This window comes from Hymenobacter sp. APR13 (assembly GCF_000737515.1).
Classification (GTDB): domain Bacteria; phylum Bacteroidota; class Bacteroidia; order Cytophagales; family Hymenobacteraceae; genus Hymenobacter.
Window position 1 is genome coordinate 498,958 of sequence record NZ_CP006587.1, and the last position, 21,199, is coordinate 520,156.

Sequence of the window (21,199 nt, forward strand, 5' to 3'; positions counted from 1 at the left end):
TGTGAAGTGATGGGGTAATGAGGTGATGGAGTGAATCGTTGACCGTCATGCTGAGCTTGCCGAAGCATCTCTACTGCTGGCTAACCAATTGGCACTGCAACGAAGCGGTAGAGATGCTTCGACAGGCTCAGCATGACGGACGGGCTGTAGTTACTACTGCTTTACCAGCTTCAGCAGCTCGTCCACGATGGTGGTGGTGGCAGCCGGGCGGGCGAGCTGCAGCACGTTAGCCCTCAGTTGCTGCTGTTGCGTGGGGTTCTGCAGTAGCGCCAGCGCCTCGTCGTAGAGGCGGGTGGCGGCTTCGGTGTCGGAGACGAGCAGGGCGGCGTCTTTGCGCACCAGGGCCATGGCGTTTTTGGTTTGATGATCTTCGGCCACGTTGGGCGAGGGCACCAGGATGCTGGGCTTGCCCGTGAGGCACAGTTCCGACACCGACAGCGCTCCGGCCCGACTGACCACCACGTCGGCGGCCGCGTAGGCTAGGTCCATGCGCTGCACGAACTCCAGCGCGTGCTGGCCGGTAGCGGCGTAGAGTGCGGCCTGCTCCCGGGCCTGAGGGTAGTACACTTTACCGGTTTGCCAGAGCAGCTGCACGCCGGCAGCCTGCAGGCGCGGCAGCGCGGCGGCCGTGGCTTGGTTGAGCGTGCGGGCGCCCAGGCTGCCCCCAATCACGAGCAGCACCGGCCGGCTGGCGTCCAGCCCGAAGAAGGCCAGCGCCTCGGCGCGGTTGCCGGTGGCAATTTCGGTGCGGACCGGGTTGCCGGTGAGTACGAGGCGGTCGGCGGGGAAGAACTTGTCCATGCCGTCGTAGGCCACGCAGATTTTGTTGACCCGCTTGGCCAGCAGCTTGTTGACGAGGCCGGCGTAGGAATTCTGCTCCTGAATCAGGCTGGGGATACCGCGCGAGGTGGCCGCCAGCAGCACCGGCGCCGAGGCGTAGCCGCCCACACCCACCACCGCATCGGGCCGGAACTGCTCGATGAGCTTGCCGGCTTTGCGCACGGCGCGCATCACCTTAATGGGAAACATCAGGTTTTCGGGCGTGAGGCGGCGCTGCAGGCCGCTGATGTCGAGGCCCACGATTTTGTAGCCGGCTTCCGGCACGCGCGTCATCTCCATGCGGCCGTTGGCGCCCACAAACAGGATTTCGGCGTCGAGCAGGCGGCGGCGCAGCTCGTTGGCAATGGCCACTGCCGGGAAGATGTGGCCCCCGGTGCCGCCGCCGCTGATGATGAATTTCATTTTGTTAGTGCTTAGTTGTTAGTGCTTAGTGACTTGTGCTCAGTGTATAAGCCGTTCAGTGAAGTATCGCTCATGAACGGCCTATGCACTGAGCACAAGGCACCAGGCACTAAGCGTAGGCTGTTTTGCGCGGAATCCGCACGGTGTCGGCGGGCTCGCCGACTACGGGGCGGATTTCCCGCTCGCCGCGGCTTACACTCAGGATAATGCCGACGCTGATGCCGGTGAAGATGAGCGAGGTGCCGCCCATGCTCAGCAGGGGCAGCGGCAGGCCGGTAATCGGGCCCAGCCCCACGGCCACGCCCATATTCACCATGGCCTGCAAGACTAAGCTGAAACTCAGCCCCGCCGAAAGCAGCCCCCCGAACGCGCCGTGACTGTTCACCACCGTCAGCAGCCCTCGATAGAGGAAGGCTAGGTATAGGAAAAGCACAGCCACGCCGCCCACAAGGCCATATTCCTCGATGATGACGGCATAGATGAAGTCGGAGTACGGGTGGGGCAGGATGTTGCGCTCGGTGCTGTTGCCGGGGCCCTTGCCCGTAACGCCGCCCGTGGCAATGGCTATGTAGGAGTGCTCCAGCTGAAACGGCACCGGCTTGCTCTTGTCGGTGAAGCTCTCGATGCGCGAAAGCACCGTTTTGTAGCGCTGTCCCGAAGCCAGGCCTACGCCGCCGACTACCACGCCAATGGCCACCATCACAGCCATCTGCTTGAGCGGCACGCGGCCAATGAACATCAGCAGCAGACAGGTCACGAACAGCAGCAGCGCCGTAGAGGCGTTACTCATGATGATGATGCCGCAGATTACGCCCACCCACAGCATCACGGGCAGCAGGGTGGCTTTGTAGTCGTGCACGTTTTGCTGGCGGCGGCTGAGCATGGAAGCCAGGTGCGTAATCAGGGCCAGCTTGGCTAAGTCGGAAGGCTGGAAGGTCTGGTTGATGACGGGGATGGTCAGCCAGCGCGAGGCGTCATTCAGGGTGGTGCCGCCCATGAAGAACGTGAACAGCAGCAGCGGCACCGAGGCCAGCAGCGCGTACAGCGACAGGCGCGAGTAGTTGCGGTAGTCGATGCGGTGGGCCAGCCACATCAGGGCTAGGCCCGCGAAAATCAGGCTGGTGTGCTTGAACAGAATCATCTCCGACGACCCCGCCCGGCCGCGCAGCTCGTTCTTATACGCCAGCGTGCCCGTGGCCGAGTACACCACGGCCATACTAATCAGCGAAAACAGAATCACGATGCCCCAGAGCACCGGGTCGCCCTTCAGGTTCTGCCGCAGCCAGTTTTTGATGATGTCCATGATGATTGGGGCTTAGTGCTTGGTGCCTAGTGCTTAGGTGTCGGGCGCGTGGTGCGCTGCCGTTACTCGTTGGCTTCTTCCCGGGTGAGGTCGTCGGCGTAGCGGGCCACGGCGGCGGCAAACTGGCGGCCGCGGTCCTCGTAGTTTTTGAACAGGTCGAAGCTGGCGCAGGCCGGCGAGAGCAGCACCACGTCGCCGGCTTCGGCCAGGGCGGCGGCGCGGCGCACGGCCGTGTCCACGCTGCGGGTTTCTTCGAGGTGCGGCACCACGTCGCCGAAGGCTTCGCGCAGCTTCTCGTTGTCGGCGCCGAGGCAAATGAGGGCCTTCACGCGCGAGCCGGCCAGCGGCACCAGCGTGGAGTAGTCGTTGCCCTTGTCGGTGCCGCCCGCAATCCAGACGATGGGCTGCTGGATGCCGTCGAGGGCGTACCAGGCGGCTTCCACGTTGGTGGCTTTGGAGTCGTTGATGAAGCGCACGCCCTGGATTTCGCCCACGGGCTGCAGGCGGTGGTCGGCGTTGTGGAAGGTGCCGAGGCTGGCTTCAATCTGCGGCTTTTCCAGTCCGGCCAAACGGGCGCAGAGCACGGCCGCCAGCATATTCTGGCGGTTGTGCTGCCCGATGAGCGGCGAGGCCGCAATGCTGAGCTTCTCCGTCTTGCTGAAGTAGCCCGGCTGCATATCCACGCAGATGTCGGTTTCGTCGAGGTAGTAGGCGCCCAGCTGGTAGTCGGGGCGATGGTGCAGGCTGAAGGGCAGCTGGTTGACGGGCCGCAGCGCCGCCTTGAAGTGGCGCTGGATGGTCTCGTCGTCGGCGTTGTAGACGAAGAAGTTGCTGCTGTCCTGGTTGCGCACGATGCGCAGCTTGGCCTGGGCGTACTTCTCCAGCGAGTACTCGTAGCGGTCCAGGTGGTCGGGCGTGATGTTGAGCAGCACCGAAATCCAGGGCTGGAAGTCGTAGGTATCGTCGAGCTGGAAGCTGCTCAGCTCCACCACGTAGTACTCGTGCTGGTCGTCGATGACCTGCTCAGCCAGCGAGAAGCCCACGTTGCCGGCCAGGCCCACCTTGTAGCCGGCTTCCTTCAGCAGGTGGTAGGTGAGCAGCGTGGTGGTGGTTTTGCCGTTGGTGCCCGTGATGCAGATGCACCGGGCCTTGGTGTGACGCCCGGCCAGCTCAATCTCCGAAATAATGGGCGTGCCCTTTTCCCGCAGCGCCTTGATAACGGGCGCCTTCTCCGGGATGCCGGGGCTTTTCACTACCTCGTCGGCCTTCAGCACCTCGGCCATGGTGTGCTGGCCTTCCTCGAACGGAATGCCGGCCGCGTGCAGCTTCTCCTTATAGACAGGCTGAATCGGGCTTTGGTCGGACACGAATACGGTGTGGCCTTTGGCCTGCGCCAGCAGCGCCGCCCCTACCCCACTTTCCGCAGCTCCTAAGATGACGTAGTGCATGATTTCGTTCTTACTTTTTTAGCCCGCAGAGGCCGCAGAGGTTTTTCGCAGAGGACGCAGAGTCGTCCCAGAACGACTCTGCGTCCTCTGCGAAAACCTCTGCGGCCTCTGCGGGAACTATCATTAGCGCAGTTTCAAGGTCACAAGCGTCAAGACGGCCAGCATAATCCCCACAATCCAGAACCGCGACACGATTTTGGACTCGTGGTAGCCAAGCTTCTGGTAGTGGTGGTGCAGCGGCGACATGCGCAGCAGCCGGCGGCCTTCGCCGTATTTGCGCTTGGTGTATTTGAACCAGCTCACCTGCAGCATCACCGACAAGTTCTCAATCAGAAACACCCCGCACAGCACCGGAATCAAGAGTTCCTTACGCACGATGAGGGCCAGCACCGCAATGATGCCGCCGATGGCCAGCGAGCCGGTATCGCCCATGAATACCTGCGCCGGGTAGCTATTGTACCACAGGAAGCCCACGCAGGCCCCCACAAAGGCGGCGCAGAAAATCACCAGCTCCCCGGAGTTCGGAATGAACATAATATCCAGGTAGTCAGCCAGCAAGGCGTTGCCGCTCACGAAGGCGAAGATGGCCAGCGTGGTGCCGATGATGGCCGACGTGCCCGCCGCCAGCCCGTCGAGGCCGTCGGTGATGTTGGCGCCGTTGCTGACGGCCGTGATGATGAGGATGACGATGGGGATGTAGAAGAAGGCGTAATACTCGTTGAAGAAGTCGCCGGCCGTGGCGAACAGGTCGCCGTAGTTGAGCTCGTTGTTCTTGAGGAACGGCACCGTCGTAATCATCAGCTTCACATCCTGGTAGATGGTGCTGGCGTCCACGGCCGAGGCCTGGCCGTTGGCCAGCAGGTACTGGCGCACGGTCACGTCGTTGGAGAAGAACAGCACCCAGCCCACCGTGAGGCCCAGCCCCACCTGCCCCATGATCTTGAAGCGGCCGGCCAGGCCTTCCTTATCCTTCTTCACCACCTTGATGTAGTCGTCGACGAAGCCAATCAGGCCCAGCCAGACGGTGCTCAGAATCATAAGCACGATGTAGATGTTGTCGAGCTTGGCAAACAGCAGCACCGGCACCAGGATGGCCAGCAGGATAATCAGGCCGCCCATGGTAGGCGTGCCTTTCTTCTCCATCTGGCCCTGCAACCCCAGGTCGCGGATACTTTCCCCAATCTGCTGGCGCTGCAGCAGCCGGATCAGCGGCGCCCCAAAGTACTGGGCAATGATGAGCGAGGTAACAATGGACAGGGCCGCGCGAAACGAGCTGTACTGCATCACGCCCGTGCCGGGCACGTGGTGCACTTTATATAAGTAGTTGAACAGGTAATACAGCATGGGCGCGAGGTCAGCAGGTTGCGGTCAGTAGGGAGGCAAGCTGCAAAGGTTCCAGTTTTTCGGGGTTCGGCAAGCGTTGCGTTTGTGTTGATTTTGGTGTAGGGCTGGGCGTCAGCACGATGAGGAAGCGAGTTAACTCAGAACGTCATTCCGAGTGAAGCGAGGAATCTCGCCAGTGTGGTAAAATTGATTGCCACACTGGCGATATGCTTCGGCTGCGCCTATGCATGACGGTCTCACTTACTTCCCCAGCAGCTCAAACATCTCCTGCAATACCTTTTTATCGTCGAAATCGGCTTTCACGCCTTTCACTTCCTGGTAGGTTTCGTGGCCTTTGCCGGCTACCAGCACAATATCGTTGGGCCCGGCCAGCGTGACGGCGGTTTTGATGGCCTCGCGCCGGTCGGGGATGGTGAGGACTTTGGCCTGGTCCTGCACCTTCACGCCGGCCTGCATCTGGGCCAGAATATCGTTGGGGTCTTCGAAGCGCGGGTTGTCGGAGGTCAGCACCACCCTATCGGAGCCCTGGCAGGCCAGGTGCGCCATGATGGGGCGCTTGGCGCCGTCGCGGTTGCCGCCGCAGCCCACCACCGTAATTACCTGCTGGGTCGGCTGGCGGATGTCGGCAATGGTCTGGAGCACGTTTTCCAGCGCGTCGGGTGTGTGGGCGTAGTCCACGATGCCCGTCACGCGGGTTTTGCCCGATACCACCGGCTCGAAGCGGCCCGGCGCCGACAGCAGACCCGACAGCACGGTCAGCACTTCCAGCGGCTCCTCGCCCAGCAGCACGGCCGCGCCATACACGGCCAGCAGGTTGTAGGCGTTGAACACCCCAATCAGCCGGAACTGCGCGTCGTGCCCGTCAATTTCGAGGTGCAGGCCATGCACGGCGTTTTCAATCAGCTTGGCCCTGAACGTGGCGGCGCTGCGCAGCGAGTAGGTTTCGCGGCGGGCGGCGGTGTTCTGCAGCATCACCATGCCGCGCTTGTCGTCGGCGTTGGTGAGGGCGAAGGCCGTTTTGGGCAGACTATCGAAAAAGCCCTTCTTGGCTTTCAGGTAGTTATCGAACGTGCCGTGGTAGTCGAGGTGGTCGTGGGTGAGGTTGGTGAAGATGCCCCCGGCGAAGCGCAGCGCCGTGGTGCGGTGCTGCACTACGGCGTGGCTGCTCACTTCCATGCAGGCGTGGGTACAGCCGGCTGCCACCATGCGGGCCAGCAGCTCGTTGAGGCGGATGGCGTCGGGCGTGGTGTGGGTGGCCGGAATCACCTGCTCGTCAATCTGGTTCTGCACGGTGCTGAGCAGCCCGGTGTGGTAGCCCAGCTCACGCAGCAGCTTGTGCAGCAGCGTAGCGCAGGTGGTTTTGCCGTTGGTGCCGGTCACGCCAACCAGCGTGAGGCTGCGCGACGGGTGGCCGTAGAAGGCAGCCGCCATGTGGGCCATGGCCTCGGCTGAGTCGGGCACCTGCACGTAGGCGGTGGCCGGGTTCAGTTCGGCGGGCAGCACTTCGCACACCACCGCGGCCACGCCCTGCGCCACGGCCTTCTCAATAAACTGATGCCCATCGGTGGCAGCGCCACGCAGCGCGAAAAACACGGCGCCGGGCGCCGCCTGCCGCGAGTCCAGCGTGAGCTGCTGCACGGGCACGTCGGTGGGGCCTTGCTGCGCCGTCACGGTGACATCAGCGAGCAGGGCGAAAAGCGGAGGCGTTATTTCTTTCGGGGTAGTCAAGGTTGTTCGGTCAGTTTTAGCCCGCAGAGGGCGCAGAGGAAGGCGCAGAAGGCGCCGGGTCGGGCTAGCTCTTGGGCGGCTTGGTGGCAGCGGGCTGCTGCGCCGTGGGTTTGGGGTCGGGCTTTTTGCGGGCGGGTGCGGCCGTGGCCGGCGTGGTGCCGGTCAGGCGTGCCTTGGCTTTGGCAGCCAAGGCGCGGGCTTTGGCATCGAGGTCGGTGTCGATGGGCGTGAGCAGCTTGTTTTCAGCCAGCTGGCTGGGAGCCGGGGCCGCTACCGGCGCCGGACCGGCCGAGCGTTGCCCGATGGGCTCCATGGCCAGCACCACCACCGTGCCGCGCCGCGCCATCGTGCCCGCCGCCACCGACTGCGCCTTCACGCGGCCCGTGCCCTGGGTGCGCACGCGCAGACCCCGGTTTTCCAGCAGAAACAGCGCGTCGCGCAAGGTCAGGCCCGTGACGTTGGGCACGCGGCCGGGCTTCACGGCCAGCGGCTGCAGGGCCAGGGTTTCGGCGTTGGTGTCAGCGGCCAGCGGGGTGCGCACCCAGTCCTCGTCGGGGGCGGCGCCTTCGCTTTTCACCCCAATCTGCTCGCACACCAGCCGCAGCTCGTCCTGCATGCCGGCCGGGGCGTAAGGCAGCTTGGCTTTCTGCAAGGCAGCGGCCCGGGCCAGCAAGGGGCGCTGGCTGGCGGCGTCGCGGGCCATGGCTTTGTCGGCCACTTCGCGGAACACCGGCGCGGCTACGTCGGCGCCGTAGATGCGGCCCTTCTTGGGCGAGTCCACCACCACGATGCAGCTGTACTTGGGCTTTTCGGCCGGGAAGTAGCCGCAGAAGCTGGTGGAATACACCTTGGTATAGGCGCCGTTCTTGAATTTCCAGGCGGTGCCGGTTTTGCCGGCCATCGTGAAGTCTTCGCTGCGGATGCCGCGGGCCGTGCCTTCGGTCACCACGCCTTCCATCATGGCCTTCATCTTGGCCAGCGTCTCGTCGGAGCAGATTTTGGGGTTCAGCACCGTGGGCTCAAACCGTTCCAGCACCTTGTCGGCCTGCCGGATTTCGCGCACAATCATGGGCTGCACCTTCACGCCGTTGTTGGCCACGGCGTTGTAGAAGGCCAGCGTCTGCAAGGGGGCCAGCTTCAGCTCGTAGCCGATGCTCATGGTGGTGAGCGAGGTGCGGCTCCAGCTGCGGTCCTGGGGGTCTTTCACGTAGGGGCGCGCCTCGCCGGCCATCTGGAAGCCCAATGGCTTGTGCAGCCCGAAGCGTTTGAGGTGTTCGGCGTAGCGCTGGGGCTGTTTGCCGAACTGCCGGTCCACGAGCACGGCAACGCCGATATTTGAGGATTTCTCAAACACCTGCTTCACCGTAATCTTGCCGTAGCCGTGCGAGTCCGTCTTCACGGCCCCGCCGATGTACATGCGGCCGTTGCCGGTGTCCACGATGTCGTCGAGGGTGAGGTCGGGGTTTTCCTCGAACAGGGCCATCATGGAGGCCAGCTTGAACGTAGAGCCGGGCTCGGTGCGGCCCTGGTCGGCAATGGCGTAGTTGTAGTCTTCGCGGTACACGCCCTCGGCCACCTTGCCCAAGTTGGCCACGGCCTTGATTTCGCCGGTCTGCACTTCCATCAGAATCACGCAGCCGTACTGGGCGTTGTTGTCCACTAACGACTTGTAGAGGGCGTTTTCGGCCACGTCCTGCAGGTTGATGTCGAGCGTAGTCTGCACGTCGTAGCCGGGAATCGGCTTCACTTCGGTGCCGTCGTAGATGGGCTTGTTGCCGCCGGGCAGGCGCTCAAACAGGGCCTCGCCGTCTTTGCCGGCCAGGTGGCGGTTGAAGGTGAACTCCAGGCCCGCGCCGTTCTTGTCTTCGTTCACGAAGCCGATGGTGCGCTGCGCCAGCCCGCCAAACGGCCGGAAGCGCTTGTCCACCTTCTCGAAGATGACGCCGCCCTTGTTTTTGCCTTCCCGGAAGATGGGCCAGTTGGCCAGCTCCTTTTTCTCCTGGTAGTTGATCTGGCGCGAATTCAGCCGGATGTAGCGCACCGACGGCTTGGCCAGCCGGGCGTTCTTGAGCTTGCGCTTGTATTCCGATACGCTTCGGTCGCCGAAGAAGTGCGCCAGCTGAATCGCCAGTGAGTCCACCTTCTGGTCGAACAGCTGGCGGTCCACCACGCTCGGGTCCCAGGCTACCCGGAAGAAGGGCAGCGAGGTAGCCATGATGCTTTTGCCGTCGTCGGCGAGGATGGTGCCGCGGGTGGCAAACACGGGCTGGTACACCACGCGGCGCTCCTGCTCCAGGGCGCGCCACTTCTCGCCTTCCTTGAACTGGATGTTGGAAATCTTCCAGACCACCGCGCACGAAAACAGGCAGACGCCCAAAAACGCCAGCCGTACGCGGGTAACGATGGATTTTTTAACGCTTCCTTTCATAGGGCAGTTAGCGGCGGCGAGGCGTGGTGGGTTCCGGCGTGGCCGGCTCCCCGGTGGCATCCGTCCCGATGGGCACGGGCGGCGCCCCCACCTCAATGGACAGCGAATCAAACGGCCCGACGGGGCCGGCGCGGCGCAGCGAGTCGCGCAGGGTGCGCGCCGCCAGCGAGTCGGCCGTCAGCACGGGCACCAGGTCCAGGGCGGCCTCGTCGAGGCGGCCGGCCGGCACTTCAATGCGGAACGGCGGCGAGGAGCTTTCCACCAGCCCGTAGGCGGCCACTTTGCGGGCTACCTCGCTTTGCTTGCTGGCTTCCATGTAGTCAGATTTCAAGGTCGTGTAGTCGGCGCGCAAATCTTCGGCCTCCATTTTCAGGCGCTGAATGCTGCGGTTCATGCGGGTGGCGTAGTGCGTGTTGCCGATGTAAATCAGAATCAGCAGCATCACGAACAGCACGTGCGGCAGGTAGCGCACCGGCAGCCCTTCCCGAAACAGGCCATCCATGCGCGTGAGGCGCTCCAGCAGCGAAAACACGCTCCAGGAGTTGCGGGGCGCCGCCGGCCGCGGCGCCTTGGCGGCGTTTGGGGCGCGCGGAGCCGGCTCCGTTGGCGGCGCGGGGGCGGGCTCCGGCGTGGGCGCAGGCTCCGGCTCCACGTAGCGGGGCACGTTGGCGCGGGGCTGGCTGGCGACGGGTTTTATGGTATTAATAGCCACGGGGCGTGGGGAAGGTCAAAGGTGGTTTCTCGCAGTGTTTCGCAGTGGGTGACGCAGTGTCGCGTAGTGTGCTACCGACTTCGTTCCTCACTTTTGATACCGATGCGCAGCTTCGCCGAACGGGCGCGGCTGTTCGTGGCTACTTCCTGCTCGGAGGCCTCAATCGGCTTGCGGGTCAGGACCTCGAACGGGGTGTTGGTGTTGCCGAACAGGTCTTTTTCCGCTTCGCCGAAGAACCTGCCCTTGGCCAGGAAGTTCTTCACCAGCCGGTCTTCCAGCGAGTGGTAGCTCATCACCACCAGTCGTCCGCCGGGCCGCAGCACCTGGGCCGTTTGCTCCAGCATTTCCTGCAGGGCCTTCATTTCGTCGTTGGCCTCGATGCGCAACGCCTGAAATACCTGGGCCAGGTACTTGTTTTCCTTGCCGCGCGGCGTGCAGCTGGCAATGGCCTTCTTCAGGCCGGCAATGGTGCTGATGGTCTGGCCGCGCCGCGCCGAAGCCACGGTCTGGGCCAATGTGCGGGCGTTGGTGACCTCGCCGTACATGCCGAAGATGCGGTGCAGGTCGGCTTCCGGGTACTCGTTGATGATGTCGGCGGCGGTGGGGCCATCCTCGGCGTTCATGCGCATGTCCAGCGGCCCGTCGAAGCGGGTGCTGAAGCCGCGCTCCGGCGTATCAAACTGGTGCGACGACACGCCCAGGTCGGCCAGCAGCCCGTCTACGGGCAGGGCGCCGTGGCGCTGCAGCTCCTGGTGCAGGTCGCGGAAGTTGCTGCGAATGAACGTGAACTGCGGCCGGGCCAGCTTCTGCGCCTCGCGCTCAGCGTCGGCGTCCTGGTCGAAGCTGTAGAGATGGCCGGCGCCGCTCAGGTGCTCCAGCATGCGGGCCGAGTGGCCGCCGCCTCCGAACGTAACATCGACGTAGCGGCCCTCGGGGCGCAGCTCCAGCGCCTCCAGGCACTCGCGCAGCATCACGGGCCGGTGGTAGGCGGTATCGTTCAGGTAATCGTTTGCTGGGGTTTCGCTCATGCGGCCAGGGAGCCGCCAGGCCCGGTTTCGGTGGTGAGAAATTTCTGGGCCAGCTTGGAGAAGCTCTGCTGGTCCTTTATGAGGTATTCGTCGTAGCGGGTGGTGTCCCAGATTTCGCAGCGGTTGCCGAGGCCCACGATGATGGCCTCCTTCTCCAGGCCGGCGTAGCGCCGCATGGAACCCGGCAGCATAAACCGCCCGATACTATCCAGCTCCACCTCGGTCATGCCCCGGAAGAAGTTGCGCTGAAACTGCCGGTACTCCTCGTTGAACTCGTCGAGCGCCATCACCTTGTCGTGAATCACGCGCCACGCTTCCCGCGGGTAGAGCACTAGGCAGGGCTCGAAGCCCCGCACCAGCACCAGCTGATTGCCGGACGCTTCCGGCAGGCTGCCCTTCACCTTGGCCGGCAGCACCAGCCGCCCTTTCGGGTCCAGCTTGCAGTCGTATTCGCCGGAGAGCAGGTGCATGATTGGTGGGCACAGGTGAGGGATGATAGCAAAAGTACGCAATGCCTCAGAAAAGGCAACCACTATTTACCATTTTCTACCACTCCCCGAAAAGTGCGTTTAAACGCATTTAACCGCATATTTAGCGCATTACTAAGCCGGTTAGGCCCCGCCGCAAACCGCCTCTCCGGAATGCTTGACAGAATGGCAGAGTGGCGAGTTGCTGCTAACGGTTGCCGAAAGCCAAGCCTGCCAAGGGCCGGGTTTTGCACAATGGCCCGCCACATTCTGCACCTGCAACCCCGGCCTGGGTTGCGTATCTTTGCAGGAGTTATGCAGCGTCCTCTTTCCCACCGGCTATTCAGTGCGCTCCTGGCGCTGCTGGTGCTCACCGCCTCGGTGGGCATGGCGGTGCTGCAGCATACTTGCCGGCAGAGTGGCTACCGCACTACGGCTGTGGTGTTCAGCACGCCCAAGCACCGCTGCCCTGCCCCAGAGCCCACTCAGGAGGCCACGCATCATTCCACGAAAGCGCAGCTGACGAGTGCCTGCTGCGACTTCCAGGCCCACCTGCACAAGCTGGACGTGCCCGCGCCCGAGCTGGCCTGGGCGAAGCTGCTGCCGCCGCCGCTGATGGCCGACTGGCTTCCGGCCACCGCCTGGCCCACGCTGCCCCCAGCCCCGCTGGTGGCCCGCGCCGCCGCCTGGCACGCCTCCGACAGCTCGCCGCCGCCCCGGGCGGGCCGGCAGCTGCTGACGTTCATTCAGGTGCTGGTCGTCTAGCATTTCGTTCAGGCTGGTCTGTTTCAGGCCGGCTGAAACCGCCGCGTGCTGCTGCACCGGCTGCTTTCTTCTGAATGAATGCTAACTTCCTGACTGTATGAACCTTGTTTCTGCGCCTTCCCTGACGGCTGCGCTTGGCCTGGTGCTGAGCGCGGCCGCCACGGCCACGGCCCAATCGTCCGCCGATGTAATTGCTCCGGTGCGGGGCCAGGTGACGGATGTCGCCGCCGCCACCCCGCTTCCCGGCGCCGTGGTGCGCTGGCTCGGCACCACCGATGCCGCTACCACCAACGCCACCGGCCAGTTTTCGCTGGCCCGCCCGGCCCGCGCCGAGGCCAGCCGCCTCATCATCAACGCTCTCGGCTACCGCGCCGACACGGTGGCCGTAGCCGCCACCGGCACGCCCTACGTGCGCGTGGCGCTCAGGCCCGGCACCGAGCTGGGCGAAGTGAAGGTGGAAGGCCGCGCCGTGGCTTACTCGGCCCTCACGCCCACCAACACCCAGGTGATAACCAGCCGCGACCTGACCAAGTCGGCGTGCTGCAACCTGGCCGAAAGCTTCGAAACCAACGCCGCCGTGGAGGTTTCCACCACCGATGCCGTGTCGGGCGCCAAGCAGATTCAGCTGCTGGGGCTGGATGGCGCCTACTCGCTGCTGACCGTGGACAACCTGCCGGCCCTGCGCGGCCTGGCCACGCCCTACCGCCTGGGCTACCTCTCCGGCACCTGGATTGAGAGCATCGACATCATCAAGGGCATGGGCTCGGTGGTGAACGGCTACGAAAGCATTGCGGGCCAAGTGAACATCCGCCTCAAGGAACCGGAAAAAACCGAGCGGCTGCTGTTCAATGCCTACGCCAACGACCTGGGCAAATTCGACCTCAACCTGAACCTGGCCTCGCCCCTGAGCAAGAAAGTCAGCACGGCGCTGCTACTCCACTCCGACCACCTGGGCCGCCGCGTCGACCGCAACAACGACGGGTTCATGGACCTGCCGCTGGCCACCCAGTATAACCTGTTCAACAAGTGGAAGTATCAGTCGGGCAAGGGGCTGGTGAGTGAGGTGGGGCTGGGCGCGCTGCGCGAAACCCGGGAAGGCGGGCAGCTGGCTTTCCGGCCGGAAAACGCCGACGCCTACCAGCGCGACTACGGCTTCACGACCCGCACCAGCCGCTACACCGGCTACGCCAAAACCTCATATACCTGGCCCGGCCGGCCCTACCAGAGCCTGGGACTGCTGCTGAGCGGCACGTCGCATGACTTCAACTCCGACTACTCCTACGGCCGCGTCCTGACCCCGACCAGCACCCAGCGCACCCTCCGCCAGTACGACGGCACCCAGCGCACCGGCCTGGCCACGCTGCTGTTTCAGAGCGTGCTGGGCACCACGGCCCACACCTACCGCCTCGGCCTGAGCTACCTGCACGACGACTACCGGGAGTTTTTCAGCCAGGGCGTCGCCTACGCCACCGACACGCCCGAGGAGCGCTACGCCCGGGAGCACCGCAACCGCCTGGAAAACGTGCCCGGCGCCTTCGCCGAGTACACCTACCAGAACTCGCGCAACCTCACGCTGGTGGGCGGCCTGCGCCTCGACCGCCACAACCTCTACGGCTGGCAGCTCACGCCGCGCCTCAATGTGAAGTATGACGCCACCAAAAACACGGTGCTGCGGCTGGCGGCTGGCACGGGCTTCCGGGTGGCCAACCCCATTGCCGAAAACAGCGGCGCCCTGCTCAGCTCGCGCGAATTCCTGATTGCGCCCAACCTGCGGCCCGAAAAAGCCTGGAACGTGGGCGGCAGCTTCACGCAGTATTTCACGGTGGCCAGCCGCCCCGCCACCTTCGTGGCCGACTACTACCACACCGAGTTCCAGAACCAGGTAGTGTCCGATATGTACAGCTCGCCCAATCTGCTGCTCATCGACAACTTGGCGCCTGGAGCCCGCTCGTTCTCGCGCAGTTTTCAGACCGAAGTGCAGGTAGAACCGGTGAAGGGGCTCACCGCCAAAGCCGCCTACAAGTACCTCGACGTGCAAACCACCTACGGCGGCGAGTTGCTGCCTCGGCCGCTCACGGTGCCGCACCGCGTATTCTTCAACGTGGGCTACGCCACGGCCTTCGACAAGTGGCGCGCCGACCTGACGGTGCAGCTCTACAGCCGCCGCCCGCTGGCCTACAACCCCAGCGAGCCGGGCCACCAGCACGGCACCGACGAGATGCAGCTGCCGTACGCGCCCCGTTTTGCCCTGCTCAATACGCAGGTGACCCGGGCTTTCAAGCGCTTTGAAGTGTATGCCGGCATCGAAAACCTCACCAACTACCGCCAGCCCAACCCCATCGACGGGGCGGCGGCGCCGTTCAGTCCGGCCTTCGACGCCGCCATGGTCTGGGGCCCTACGTATGGCCGCCTCACCTACGCCGGCCTGCGTTTCCGGCTCGATTAACCGGGCATTTCCAACCCGGCGGCACACTTCTGGCGGCGTATTTGTTAGGAGGTCCGCAGTTCCCTTGTTTTCCCGCTGCCTGGCAGCTTTGCTTTCCTGATATGAACTCTCTGAAATTCCTTCTGCTCTCGGCTATCAGCCTCGTTTCCTTCAGCACCCAGGCCCAGACGGCCGCTTCCGCCAAGGCCAAAGGCCCAGGCACTGAGCAGGTGAAGCTGAAAACCTCGGCCGTGTGCGACATGTGCAAAACGCGCCTCGAGAAGGCCATGGCCTACGAAAAAGGCGTGCAGGCCGCCGTGCTCGACGTGCCCAGCCAGGTGCTCACCGTCAGCTACCGCCCCGACAAAACCACCCCGGCCGCCCTCCGCTCGGCCGTGCAGAAAACCGGCTACGACGCCGACAGCCAGCCCGCCGAAGCCCGCGCCTACGACCGGCTGCCCGACTGCTGCAAGAAAACCAACGCCGTGCACACCGGCGGCGAGTAATCAGCAAAAAGCCTCGCTGCCAAACGGCAGCGAGGCTTTTTGCTGAGTGCAGGCGGCCTACATACCCGCCAGCTCCGGATTCATCTGCAGGTCGAATTCCAGCACCGCGCTGAAGCCCAGGGGCCGGGTCAGGCGCCGCCGGTTAGTGCCGGATATTTCCAGCGTAAACCAGTCGGAGCGCAGATACTCCAGCAGATTGGGCTTCCCCTGCAACTCCATATTCACGCGGGTGGGATGCACGTCGGCAGCCGAGAACGAAGCAATGGGAATCTTGCGCGTATTGGCCGTAAGAAAGCAGCTACCGCTTTCCAAAGCGGCCAGCGTGGAGGTGCCCCGCCCGATCGGGTGGGCCGGGTCGGGCTGCCACTCCAGGTGCGCCTGCCGCAGGGTTACGGCCGTAATGCCGGGCCGCGTGAGGGCTGCCAAGCAGGCCAATGTGCCAGGCAGCGTAACTTCGCACAGGAAAATCAGGTCCATACTCGGGTCGATGCGCAGGTTGATGGCCCGGGTTTTCAAGCCAAATGCCGTGTGCAGCGACCGACGAAGTCCTTGATGTAAGCCAATCGTAAGCGCGACGCCCAGCACAACCGGGGGTAGCGCGGCAACAGGAAGTAGAGCCGGATTCATAGCAATAGGGAGAGGGTGCAGGCAGGAACGGAGCGCGGCAAACGACAGCCAACAAATCATGAACTCAAACAGCTTCAACTCTACAGCTGCTGAATATTCATAATTCTGACTACTCTATAAGTTAATTGAAGCACTTGATTATAAGTCTTTAAAGTAGAGCAATGAGGTCAAAAAGTAGACGTATATGGTAATATTTGCCGTTAAGATTGATTTCTTCTTATAGAAAATTCACCGTTTCCCTTCGAAACTCTTTATATTGACCCGGTCACCTGCTCCTTCCCGCTCCTCCATGAAGATTACCTGCCTGCTGCTTGACGATGATCCGCTGGTACTGGACCTCTTGCAGGCCTACGTAGCTATGACGGACATTCTGGACGTGAAAGCCACGTTCACAGATCCGCTGGAGGCCCACCGCTACCTGCTCACCAACGACGTGCAGGTGCTCTTTTCCGACGTTACGATGCCCCATCTGAGTGGTCTGGACTTGGTGCGCTCCTTGCACCACCCGCCGCTGGTAGTGTTCATGACGGCCCACCCGCAGTACGCAATGGAGGGGTTCAACCTCGACGTGATTGACTTTCTGTTGAAGCCAATCTCTTTGGACCGATTCCTGAAAGCCGTCAACAAAGTGGCGGGTATTCTGCGGGCTAATTCGCCGGAAAACGACCCCAAGCAGGATGCCCTGTCGGGCTGGGGCTCGTTTTTTATCCGCACCGATGCCCAGTTTGTGCGCCTGCACTACCGCGACGTGCTGTACATCGAGGCTCTCAAGGATTTCACCAAGATCAATACTGCCGACGGCCGCACGCACCTGACGCTGGTTAACCTTAAAAACCTGGAGGAGCAGCTACCGGCCGGCATGTTTATCCGTACGCATCGCTCCTACCTAGTCAACTCCGGGCAGATCGAGTCGATAAGCAACCTGGAGGTGCGGGTGGGTGGGCACGCGCTGCCGCTAGGCCAGACCTACCGCGAGCGGGTGACGGAACGAGTGGTGAACCGCACGCTTATCCGGCGGCAGCAGCAGCAATAGCCGGTACCGCTGCCGCGGACGGCACCGGCGCCTCGGGCGCGGCAGCAGGCAGCGTAAACCGAAAGGTAGTCCCCTGCCCCGGCACCGACTCAAAGCTGATGCGGCCGCCGTTACGCTCCACAAACTCCTTGCACAGGCGCAACCCCCAGCCCGGTTCCTTTCTCGTGAGCCGTGCCCAGCGTGGAATGCAGGCCGTCTTCGCCAAACAGGCGCGCCTGATCGGGCACAGCAATGCCCACTCCGGTATCCGAAACGGCTACTTCCCACACGCCCGCCTCCCGGAGGCGCGCAGAAAGCGTGACGGTGCCCTCGGCCGGCGTGAATTTTATGGCGTTGCCTACCAGATTGCGTAGCACCAGCCGCAGCATATTCACGTCGGCACTTACCAGGCATTGCGCGGGCAGCTGGGTGCGCAACTCGATGTTCTTGCGCTCGGCATCACCGGCCAGCAGCGCCAGGGCTTCCTCAACTGCCGTTTGCAACACCACTTTCTCGGGACGCACTTTGTCGCCCTGCATCTGCGCGGCTGACCAGTTGAGCAGGTTGTCGAGCAGGCGCAGCGTTACGTCGAGCGTGCGGCTGAGCCGCTGGGTGTGCGCCGCCATCCGTTCGGGCGGCAGATTGCCGATAGTCTGCAGCGTGAGCATGGAATACAGCGAGCTGAGCGGACTGCGCAGGTCGTGCGAAATAATAGAGAACAGCGTATCCTTAGTACGGTTGAGGTGGCTCAGCTCCTGCTTTTGCCGGTTGATGGCCCGGTTTTTCCGCTGCAGCAGCCGGTTGACCCGGGCCTGCTCGCGCCGCCCGCGGTACAGGGCGGCCACCGTCAGCAGTAGCAGCAGGGCACCCACGGCCATGGTGTTGCGCAGCAGCTTCTGGCGGTGCAGATTGGCATCCTGAATCTGCCGGTTCTTGAGGAGCAGTTGAATCTCCCGGCCTTTTTTCTCGGTTTCGTAGCGCGTCTGCAGCTCCGCTATCTGGGTTGAGCGGCGCTCGGCAAATACGCTGTCCTGCAAATCGGAATAGCGGCGTTGCGCTGCCAAAGCCTGCGGGTAGTTGTTTTCCCGCTGATACAGATCGGCCAGCTTCTGATACAGCGCACTCACCTGGATCTGGGAGCCCGCCTGCCGGGCCAGCGGCAGCGCCTGCTGAAGCGCCCGGATAGCGGCGGCCCGGTTGGCCATGGAGTCCTGCACGAGGGCCAGCGCCTGCAGCGCGGCCGCCCGCCGAGCCGGGGGCGTGTACTGAGGCAGCTGGCTGATGGCCTGAGTATAGAAACCCATGGCCACTTCGTAGTTGCCCACATCCTGATACACGCGGCCCGTGCTGGCCAGCGCCTCCCCGATGCTGGTGCTGTCGCCCAGCTGCCGGGCCTGCTGCAGCGAGAGCCGCAGGTAATACAGCGACCGGCTGTATTGGCGCAGCTGGTGGTGAGCCAGCCCTATGGCGTTCAGGGCCTGTGCCTGGCCTGGCAGGCTGCCGGCCTGTTGCCACTCGGAGTAAGCCTGCTCATGACTACGCAGCGCGCGCTGCCACTGGCCGCCAGCCCCCAACAGCTCCCCCAGGTTGCCGTAGACTTGTGCCTTGCTGCGCGGATCACGCAAGGCCATCGAAATAGCAAGTGCCTGCTTGTAGGTATCATAGGCCTGGCCGGTATCGCCCTGCAGATATTGGGCCCGGCCCAGCATACGCAACGCCCGAGCCCGGCCGGGCTCGTCGTGCAATTGCTGGTACAGCCGTAGTGCCTGTACAAACTGGCGCAAAGCCTCATCATACTGACGCTGGGCCTGATAGGCCGCGCCCATTGCCAGATAGGCACGACTCACTACGGCCGGCGGACCACCCACAGCAGCTAGGTGCAACGCCTGCTCGCCCTCTAGCAGCGCCGCGGCCGGGTTGAGTGGCAGCAGCAATTCACTCCTGCGCAGATGCTGCGTAGCTGCCGCCGCTGCGTTGCTACGGGGCACAGCGACTGGTTGTGCCACAGTTTGCAGAGCGGAAGCCAGCCACAGCATGAGCCCCAGTAGCGGCCACCAAACGGCGGATAACGTACGTGAGCAGTGAAATGGCATGGATGCTCAGGAAAGTTGAAATGAGTACCGCTACCAGTCAGTAAATGCAAAGCATTACGGGCAAGGTATTAATATATTAAATATCATATATTAAAACCGGCCCGGCATTCGTTTGTAACCTGCCCGGTTTGCCCTCTAGTACGTCGGCCCTCTCTCCCCGGCGCTATCAGCAACCCCCTTCCACTCTGTCAGCAGCGCGCTTTTAACCTACTGCTCTGCAGCTTGCATTATCTTTTCGTTAAGAACGCAGGCAACGCGGGAACGTTGCACAAGTGCGGGCGGGGTTTGGCCTTATGCGTGCTTGGTGCGCCAGAGCCGCCACCACGGCAGATAGGGCTGGTCGTGGTGCTCGTAGTGATACCCGAAAAAATAGCAGCTCACGAATGCCCACAGGTGATGGCGAAACTGGCTGCGCGACTTATGCACGTTGTCGGGGGCGTGCTCGCCCCGGTGCGGCAGGTAGGTGCCGAAGAAGAACAGCTGCAGCGTAGCCAGCACGGCCGGTATCATCCAGAACGCAATGACGTTGGCCTGCGGAAAAAACAGCTTCAGCACGTTGTAGGTAGCGGCCATCAGCAGCACCTGCCACACGGTTACGTAGTTCCAGGCGAAGCGCGCAAACCACGGCAGAAAGCCGGCGTGCTGCCCGTCGTGGTAGTCGGGGTCGTCGGGGGTGGCTACGTGGCGGTGGTGGTCGTGGTGCTTGGGCAGCATCCGCGGAAACCAGTTGTAGGCAAATAGCCCGGCGGCCAGAGTGCCCAGCGCGTTGTTGAGGCGCTTGTTGGCGCTGACCACGCCGTGCATGGCATCGTGCGCCGTAATGAACAAGCCGGTATAGAGATGCATCTGCAGCAGCGCCAGCAGGTACGGCCACGGCGTAGCCCAGTTAGGGCGGTAAAATGCCAGCAGAAACGCCAACAGGCTGCCCCAGCACAGCAGAATGCCCAGCGCCATCCACACACCCTTGCTGCCCAATGGAGCGGGTTTCACGCGCCGGGGAGTGGCTGAATCAGGAGTGGCAATAAGTGGCGGGGAGATACTGGCGGGCATATGAACAAAGCTACCTGATCTGGCAAACAGCCCGGCAGACATAAAAAATTCAGCGAAGGCTAACTATCAACCGGCTATCAGAGCGCCAGCAGGGCGTCGCGAACCTGCTCCATCAGCCACATGGGGGTGCTGGTGGCCCCGCAGATACCCACCGACTGACCCGGCCGGAACCAATCGGCCCGCAGCTCGTCGGTGCTGGAGATGAAGTGCGTGTGCTCGTTGGTTTCCTTGCAGACGTGGTAGAGCACCTTGCCGTTGGAGCTTTTGGTGCCCGACACGAACACAATCTGGTCGAACTGGGCCGCGAACCGGCGCAGGTCTTTGTCGCGGTTGCTCACCTGCCGGCAGATGGTGTCGTTGGCATTCACCTGGTAGCCGCGGCCTTCCAGCTCGCCCTTGATGCGGTAGAAGGAATCGGTGCTTTTGGTGGTCTGGCTGTAGAGCGTGATGTTGGCGGGCAGCTCGTGGCTCAGCAGCTCGTCGAGGCTCTCAAACACTACGGCGTTGCCACTGGTCTGGCCCAGCAGCCCGCGTACCTCGGCGTGGCCGTGCTTGCCATAGATGAAAATCTGGTCCTTTTTATCGTAGGACGTTTTGATGCGGTTCTGCAGCTTCAGAACCACCGGGCACGAGGCGTCGATGAGGGTGAGGTTGTTGTGCAGGGCCATCTGGTAGGTGCTGGGCGGCTCACCGTGGGCCCGAATCAGCACGGCCTCGTCGCGCAGGGCCGCAAACTGTTCGTAGTCGATGATGCGCAGGCCGCGCTTTTCCAGGCGCTGCACTTCTTCATCGTTGTGCACAATATCGCCGAGGCAATACAAGTACCCCTGCTCATCGAGCAAGTCTTCCGCCATTTGAATGGCATAGATAACGCCGAAGCAAAAGCCGGAATTGGGGTCGATACGGACGCTCAGGTGGTGCGGCATAGCTGACGAAGTAACCGCCGAAGCAGGCATAAGGTTATTGGATTGCTAACGGAGGCTGCAAAAGTTACGAAATTCAACACGACAGTAGCGTACCG

General features: G+C 63.0%; 18 protein-coding genes. 4 read left to right on the forward strand and 14 right to left on the reverse strand.

Features of this window, described 5'->3' with window-relative positions:
• Positions 1–153: 153 nt before the first annotated feature.
• The 9 genes from murG to mraZ all read right to left on the reverse strand — a co-directional run bounded on the left by murG (position 154) and on the right by mraZ (position 11,703).
• Positions 154–1,242, reverse strand: a complete 1,089-nt coding sequence (gene murG / locus N008_RS02070; protein WP_044013366.1) for an undecaprenyldiphospho-muramoylpentapeptide beta-N-acetylglucosaminyltransferase — start codon at positions 1,240–1,242, stop codon at positions 154–156.
• A gap of 109 nt (positions 1,243–1,351) precedes the next feature.
• The gene (locus tag N008_RS02075; protein ID WP_052381099.1) at positions 1,352–2,545 is read right to left on the reverse strand and encodes an FtsW/RodA/SpoVE family cell cycle protein; all 1,194 of its coding nucleotides are present in this window, start codon (positions 2,543–2,545) and stop codon (positions 1,352–1,354) included.
• A gap of 62 nt (positions 2,546–2,607) precedes the next feature.
• Positions 2,608–3,993 (reverse strand): UDP-N-acetylmuramoyl-L-alanine--D-glutamate ligase, encoded by a 1,386-nt coding sequence (murD, locus tag N008_RS02080; protein WP_052381100.1) that lies wholly within the window; start codon positions 3,991–3,993, stop codon positions 2,608–2,610.
• Between the two features lie 123 nt (positions 3,994–4,116).
• Positions 4,117–5,337: a phospho-N-acetylmuramoyl-pentapeptide-transferase gene (mraY, locus tag N008_RS02085; protein WP_044013367.1), complete on the reverse strand. Its 1,221-nt coding sequence runs from the start codon at positions 5,335–5,337 to the stop codon at positions 4,117–4,119.
• Positions 5,338–5,577: 240 nt separating this feature from the next.
• Positions 5,578–7,065, reverse strand: coding sequence for a UDP-N-acetylmuramoyl-L-alanyl-D-glutamate--2,6-diaminopimelate ligase (locus N008_RS02090; RefSeq protein WP_410471196.1), 1,488 nt, complete (start codon positions 7,063–7,065; stop codon positions 5,578–5,580).
• 64 nt (positions 7,066–7,129) lie between these two features.
• Positions 7,130–9,493 (reverse strand): penicillin-binding protein, encoded by a 2,364-nt coding sequence (locus N008_RS02095; RefSeq protein ID WP_081910558.1) that lies wholly within the window; start codon positions 9,491–9,493, stop codon positions 7,130–7,132.
• Between the two features lie 7 nt (positions 9,494–9,500).
• Positions 9,501–10,205, reverse strand: coding sequence for an FtsL-like putative cell division protein (locus N008_RS23685; RefSeq protein ID WP_071884461.1), 705 nt, complete (start codon positions 10,203–10,205; stop codon positions 9,501–9,503).
• A 71-nt stretch (positions 10,206–10,276) separates the two neighbouring features.
• Entirely contained in the window at positions 10,277–11,233 is a 957-nt protein-coding gene (rsmH, locus tag N008_RS02105) for a 16S rRNA (cytosine(1402)-N(4))-methyltransferase RsmH (RefSeq protein WP_071884462.1), read from the reverse strand.
• Positions 11,230–11,703 carry a division/cell wall cluster transcriptional repressor MraZ gene (gene mraZ, locus N008_RS02110; protein WP_052381101.1) on the reverse strand — a complete coding sequence of 158 codons (474 nt, stop codon included), beginning with the start codon at positions 11,701–11,703 and terminating at the stop codon, positions 11,230–11,232. Before mraZ ends, rsmH begins: the two co-directional genes overlap by 4 nt.
• 312 nt (positions 11,704–12,015) lie before the next feature.
• On the opposite strand from mraZ, the gene N008_RS02115 reads away from it, so the two are divergent.
• The 3 genes from N008_RS02115 (at position 12,016) to N008_RS02125 (ending at position 15,396) form a co-directional block, all read left to right on the forward strand.
• Positions 12,016–12,465, forward strand: coding sequence for a hypothetical protein (locus tag N008_RS02115; protein WP_044013369.1), 450 nt, complete (start codon positions 12,016–12,018; stop codon positions 12,463–12,465).
• Between the two features lie 97 nt (positions 12,466–12,562).
• The gene (locus N008_RS02120; protein ID WP_044013371.1) at positions 12,563–14,911 is read left to right on the forward strand and encodes a TonB-dependent receptor domain-containing protein; all 2,349 of its coding nucleotides are present in this window, start codon (positions 12,563–12,565) and stop codon (positions 14,909–14,911) included.
• Positions 14,912–15,012: 101 nt separating this feature from the next.
• Positions 15,013–15,396: a heavy-metal-associated domain-containing protein gene (locus N008_RS02125; RefSeq protein WP_044013373.1), complete on the forward strand. Its 384-nt coding sequence runs from the start codon at positions 15,013–15,015 to the stop codon at positions 15,394–15,396.
• Positions 15,397–15,453: 57 nt separating this feature from the next.
• On the opposite strand, the gene N008_RS02130 is transcribed toward N008_RS02125, so the two are convergent.
• Positions 15,454–15,912 (reverse strand): hypothetical protein, encoded by a 459-nt coding sequence (locus N008_RS02130; protein ID WP_044013375.1) that lies wholly within the window; start codon positions 15,910–15,912, stop codon positions 15,454–15,456.
• A 400-nt stretch (positions 15,913–16,312) separates the two neighbouring features.
• Between N008_RS02130 and N008_RS02135 the strand changes: the two genes are divergently transcribed.
• Positions 16,313–17,056: a LytR/AlgR family response regulator transcription factor gene (locus N008_RS02135; RefSeq protein WP_044013376.1), complete on the forward strand. Its 744-nt coding sequence runs from the start codon at positions 16,313–16,315 to the stop codon at positions 17,054–17,056.
• Here N008_RS02135 and N008_RS24220 read toward each other — a convergent pair.
• From N008_RS24220 to N008_RS02150, 4 genes are all read right to left on the reverse strand, one after another.
• Positions 17,031–17,177 (reverse strand): hypothetical protein, encoded by a 147-nt coding sequence (locus tag N008_RS24220; RefSeq protein WP_197062929.1) that lies wholly within the window; start codon positions 17,175–17,177, stop codon positions 17,031–17,033. The two genes, N008_RS02135 and N008_RS24220, sit on opposite strands and share 26 nt — an antisense overlap.
• A complete protein-coding gene (locus tag N008_RS02140) occupies positions 17,167–19,023 on the reverse strand; it encodes a tetratricopeptide repeat protein (RefSeq protein WP_197062930.1) in 1,857 nt (618 codons plus the stop codon). Before N008_RS02140 ends, N008_RS24220 begins: the two co-directional genes overlap by 11 nt.
• Positions 19,024–19,419: 396 nt before the next feature.
• Positions 19,420–20,082: a fatty acid desaturase gene (locus N008_RS02145; RefSeq protein ID WP_052381824.1), complete on the reverse strand. Its 663-nt coding sequence runs from the start codon at positions 20,080–20,082 to the stop codon at positions 19,420–19,422.
• Between the two features lie 173 nt (positions 20,083–20,255).
• Positions 20,256–21,104, reverse strand: coding sequence for a 4-hydroxy-3-methylbut-2-enyl diphosphate reductase (locus tag N008_RS02150; protein ID WP_044013382.1), 849 nt, complete (start codon positions 21,102–21,104; stop codon positions 20,256–20,258).
• Positions 21,105–21,199: the final 95 nt, after the last annotated feature.

Bases quoted from the DNA above. Each gene is read 5' to 3' on its own strand.
- N008_RS02115 (WP_044013369.1), top strand. From the start codon at position 12,016: ATGCAGCGTCCTCTTTCCCACCGGCTATTCAGTGCGCTCCTGGCGCTG.
- N008_RS02135 (WP_044013376.1), top strand. From the start codon at position 16,313: ATGAAGATTACCTGCCTGCTGCTTGACGATGATCCGCTGGTACTGGAC.
- N008_RS02120 (WP_044013371.1), top strand. From the start codon at position 12,563: ATGAACCTTGTTTCTGCGCCTTCCCTGACGGCTGCGCTTGGCCTGGTG.
- murG (WP_044013366.1), bottom strand. From the start codon at position 1,242: ATGAAATTCATCATCAGCGGCGGCGGCACCGGGGGCCACATCTTCCCG.
- N008_RS02095 (WP_081910558.1), bottom strand. From the start codon at position 9,493: ATGAAAGGAAGCGTTAAAAAATCCATCGTTACCCGCGTACGGCTGGCG.
- N008_RS02145 (WP_052381824.1), bottom strand. From the start codon at position 20,082: ATGGCGCTGGGCATTCTGCTGTGCTGGGGCAGCCTGTTGGCGTTTCTG.
- murD (WP_052381100.1), bottom strand. From the start codon at position 3,993: ATGCACTACGTCATCTTAGGAGCTGCGGAAAGTGGGGTAGGGGCGGCG.
- N008_RS02150 (WP_044013382.1), bottom strand. From the start codon at position 21,104: ATGCCGCACCACCTGAGCGTCCGTATCGACCCCAATTCCGGCTTTTGC.
- mraZ (WP_052381101.1), bottom strand. From the start codon at position 11,703: ATGCACCTGCTCTCCGGCGAATACGACTGCAAGCTGGACCCGAAAGGG.
- mraY (WP_044013367.1), bottom strand. From the start codon at position 5,337: ATGCTGTATTACCTGTTCAACTACTTATATAAAGTGCACCACGTGCCC.
- N008_RS02075 (WP_052381099.1), bottom strand. From the start codon at position 2,545: ATGGACATCATCAAAAACTGGCTGCGGCAGAACCTGAAGGGCGACCCG.
- rsmH (WP_071884462.1), bottom strand. From the start codon at position 11,233: ATGAGCGAAACCCCAGCAAACGATTACCTGAACGATACCGCCTACCAC.
- N008_RS02125 (WP_044013373.1), top strand. From the start codon at position 15,013: ATGAACTCTCTGAAATTCCTTCTGCTCTCGGCTATCAGCCTCGTTTCC.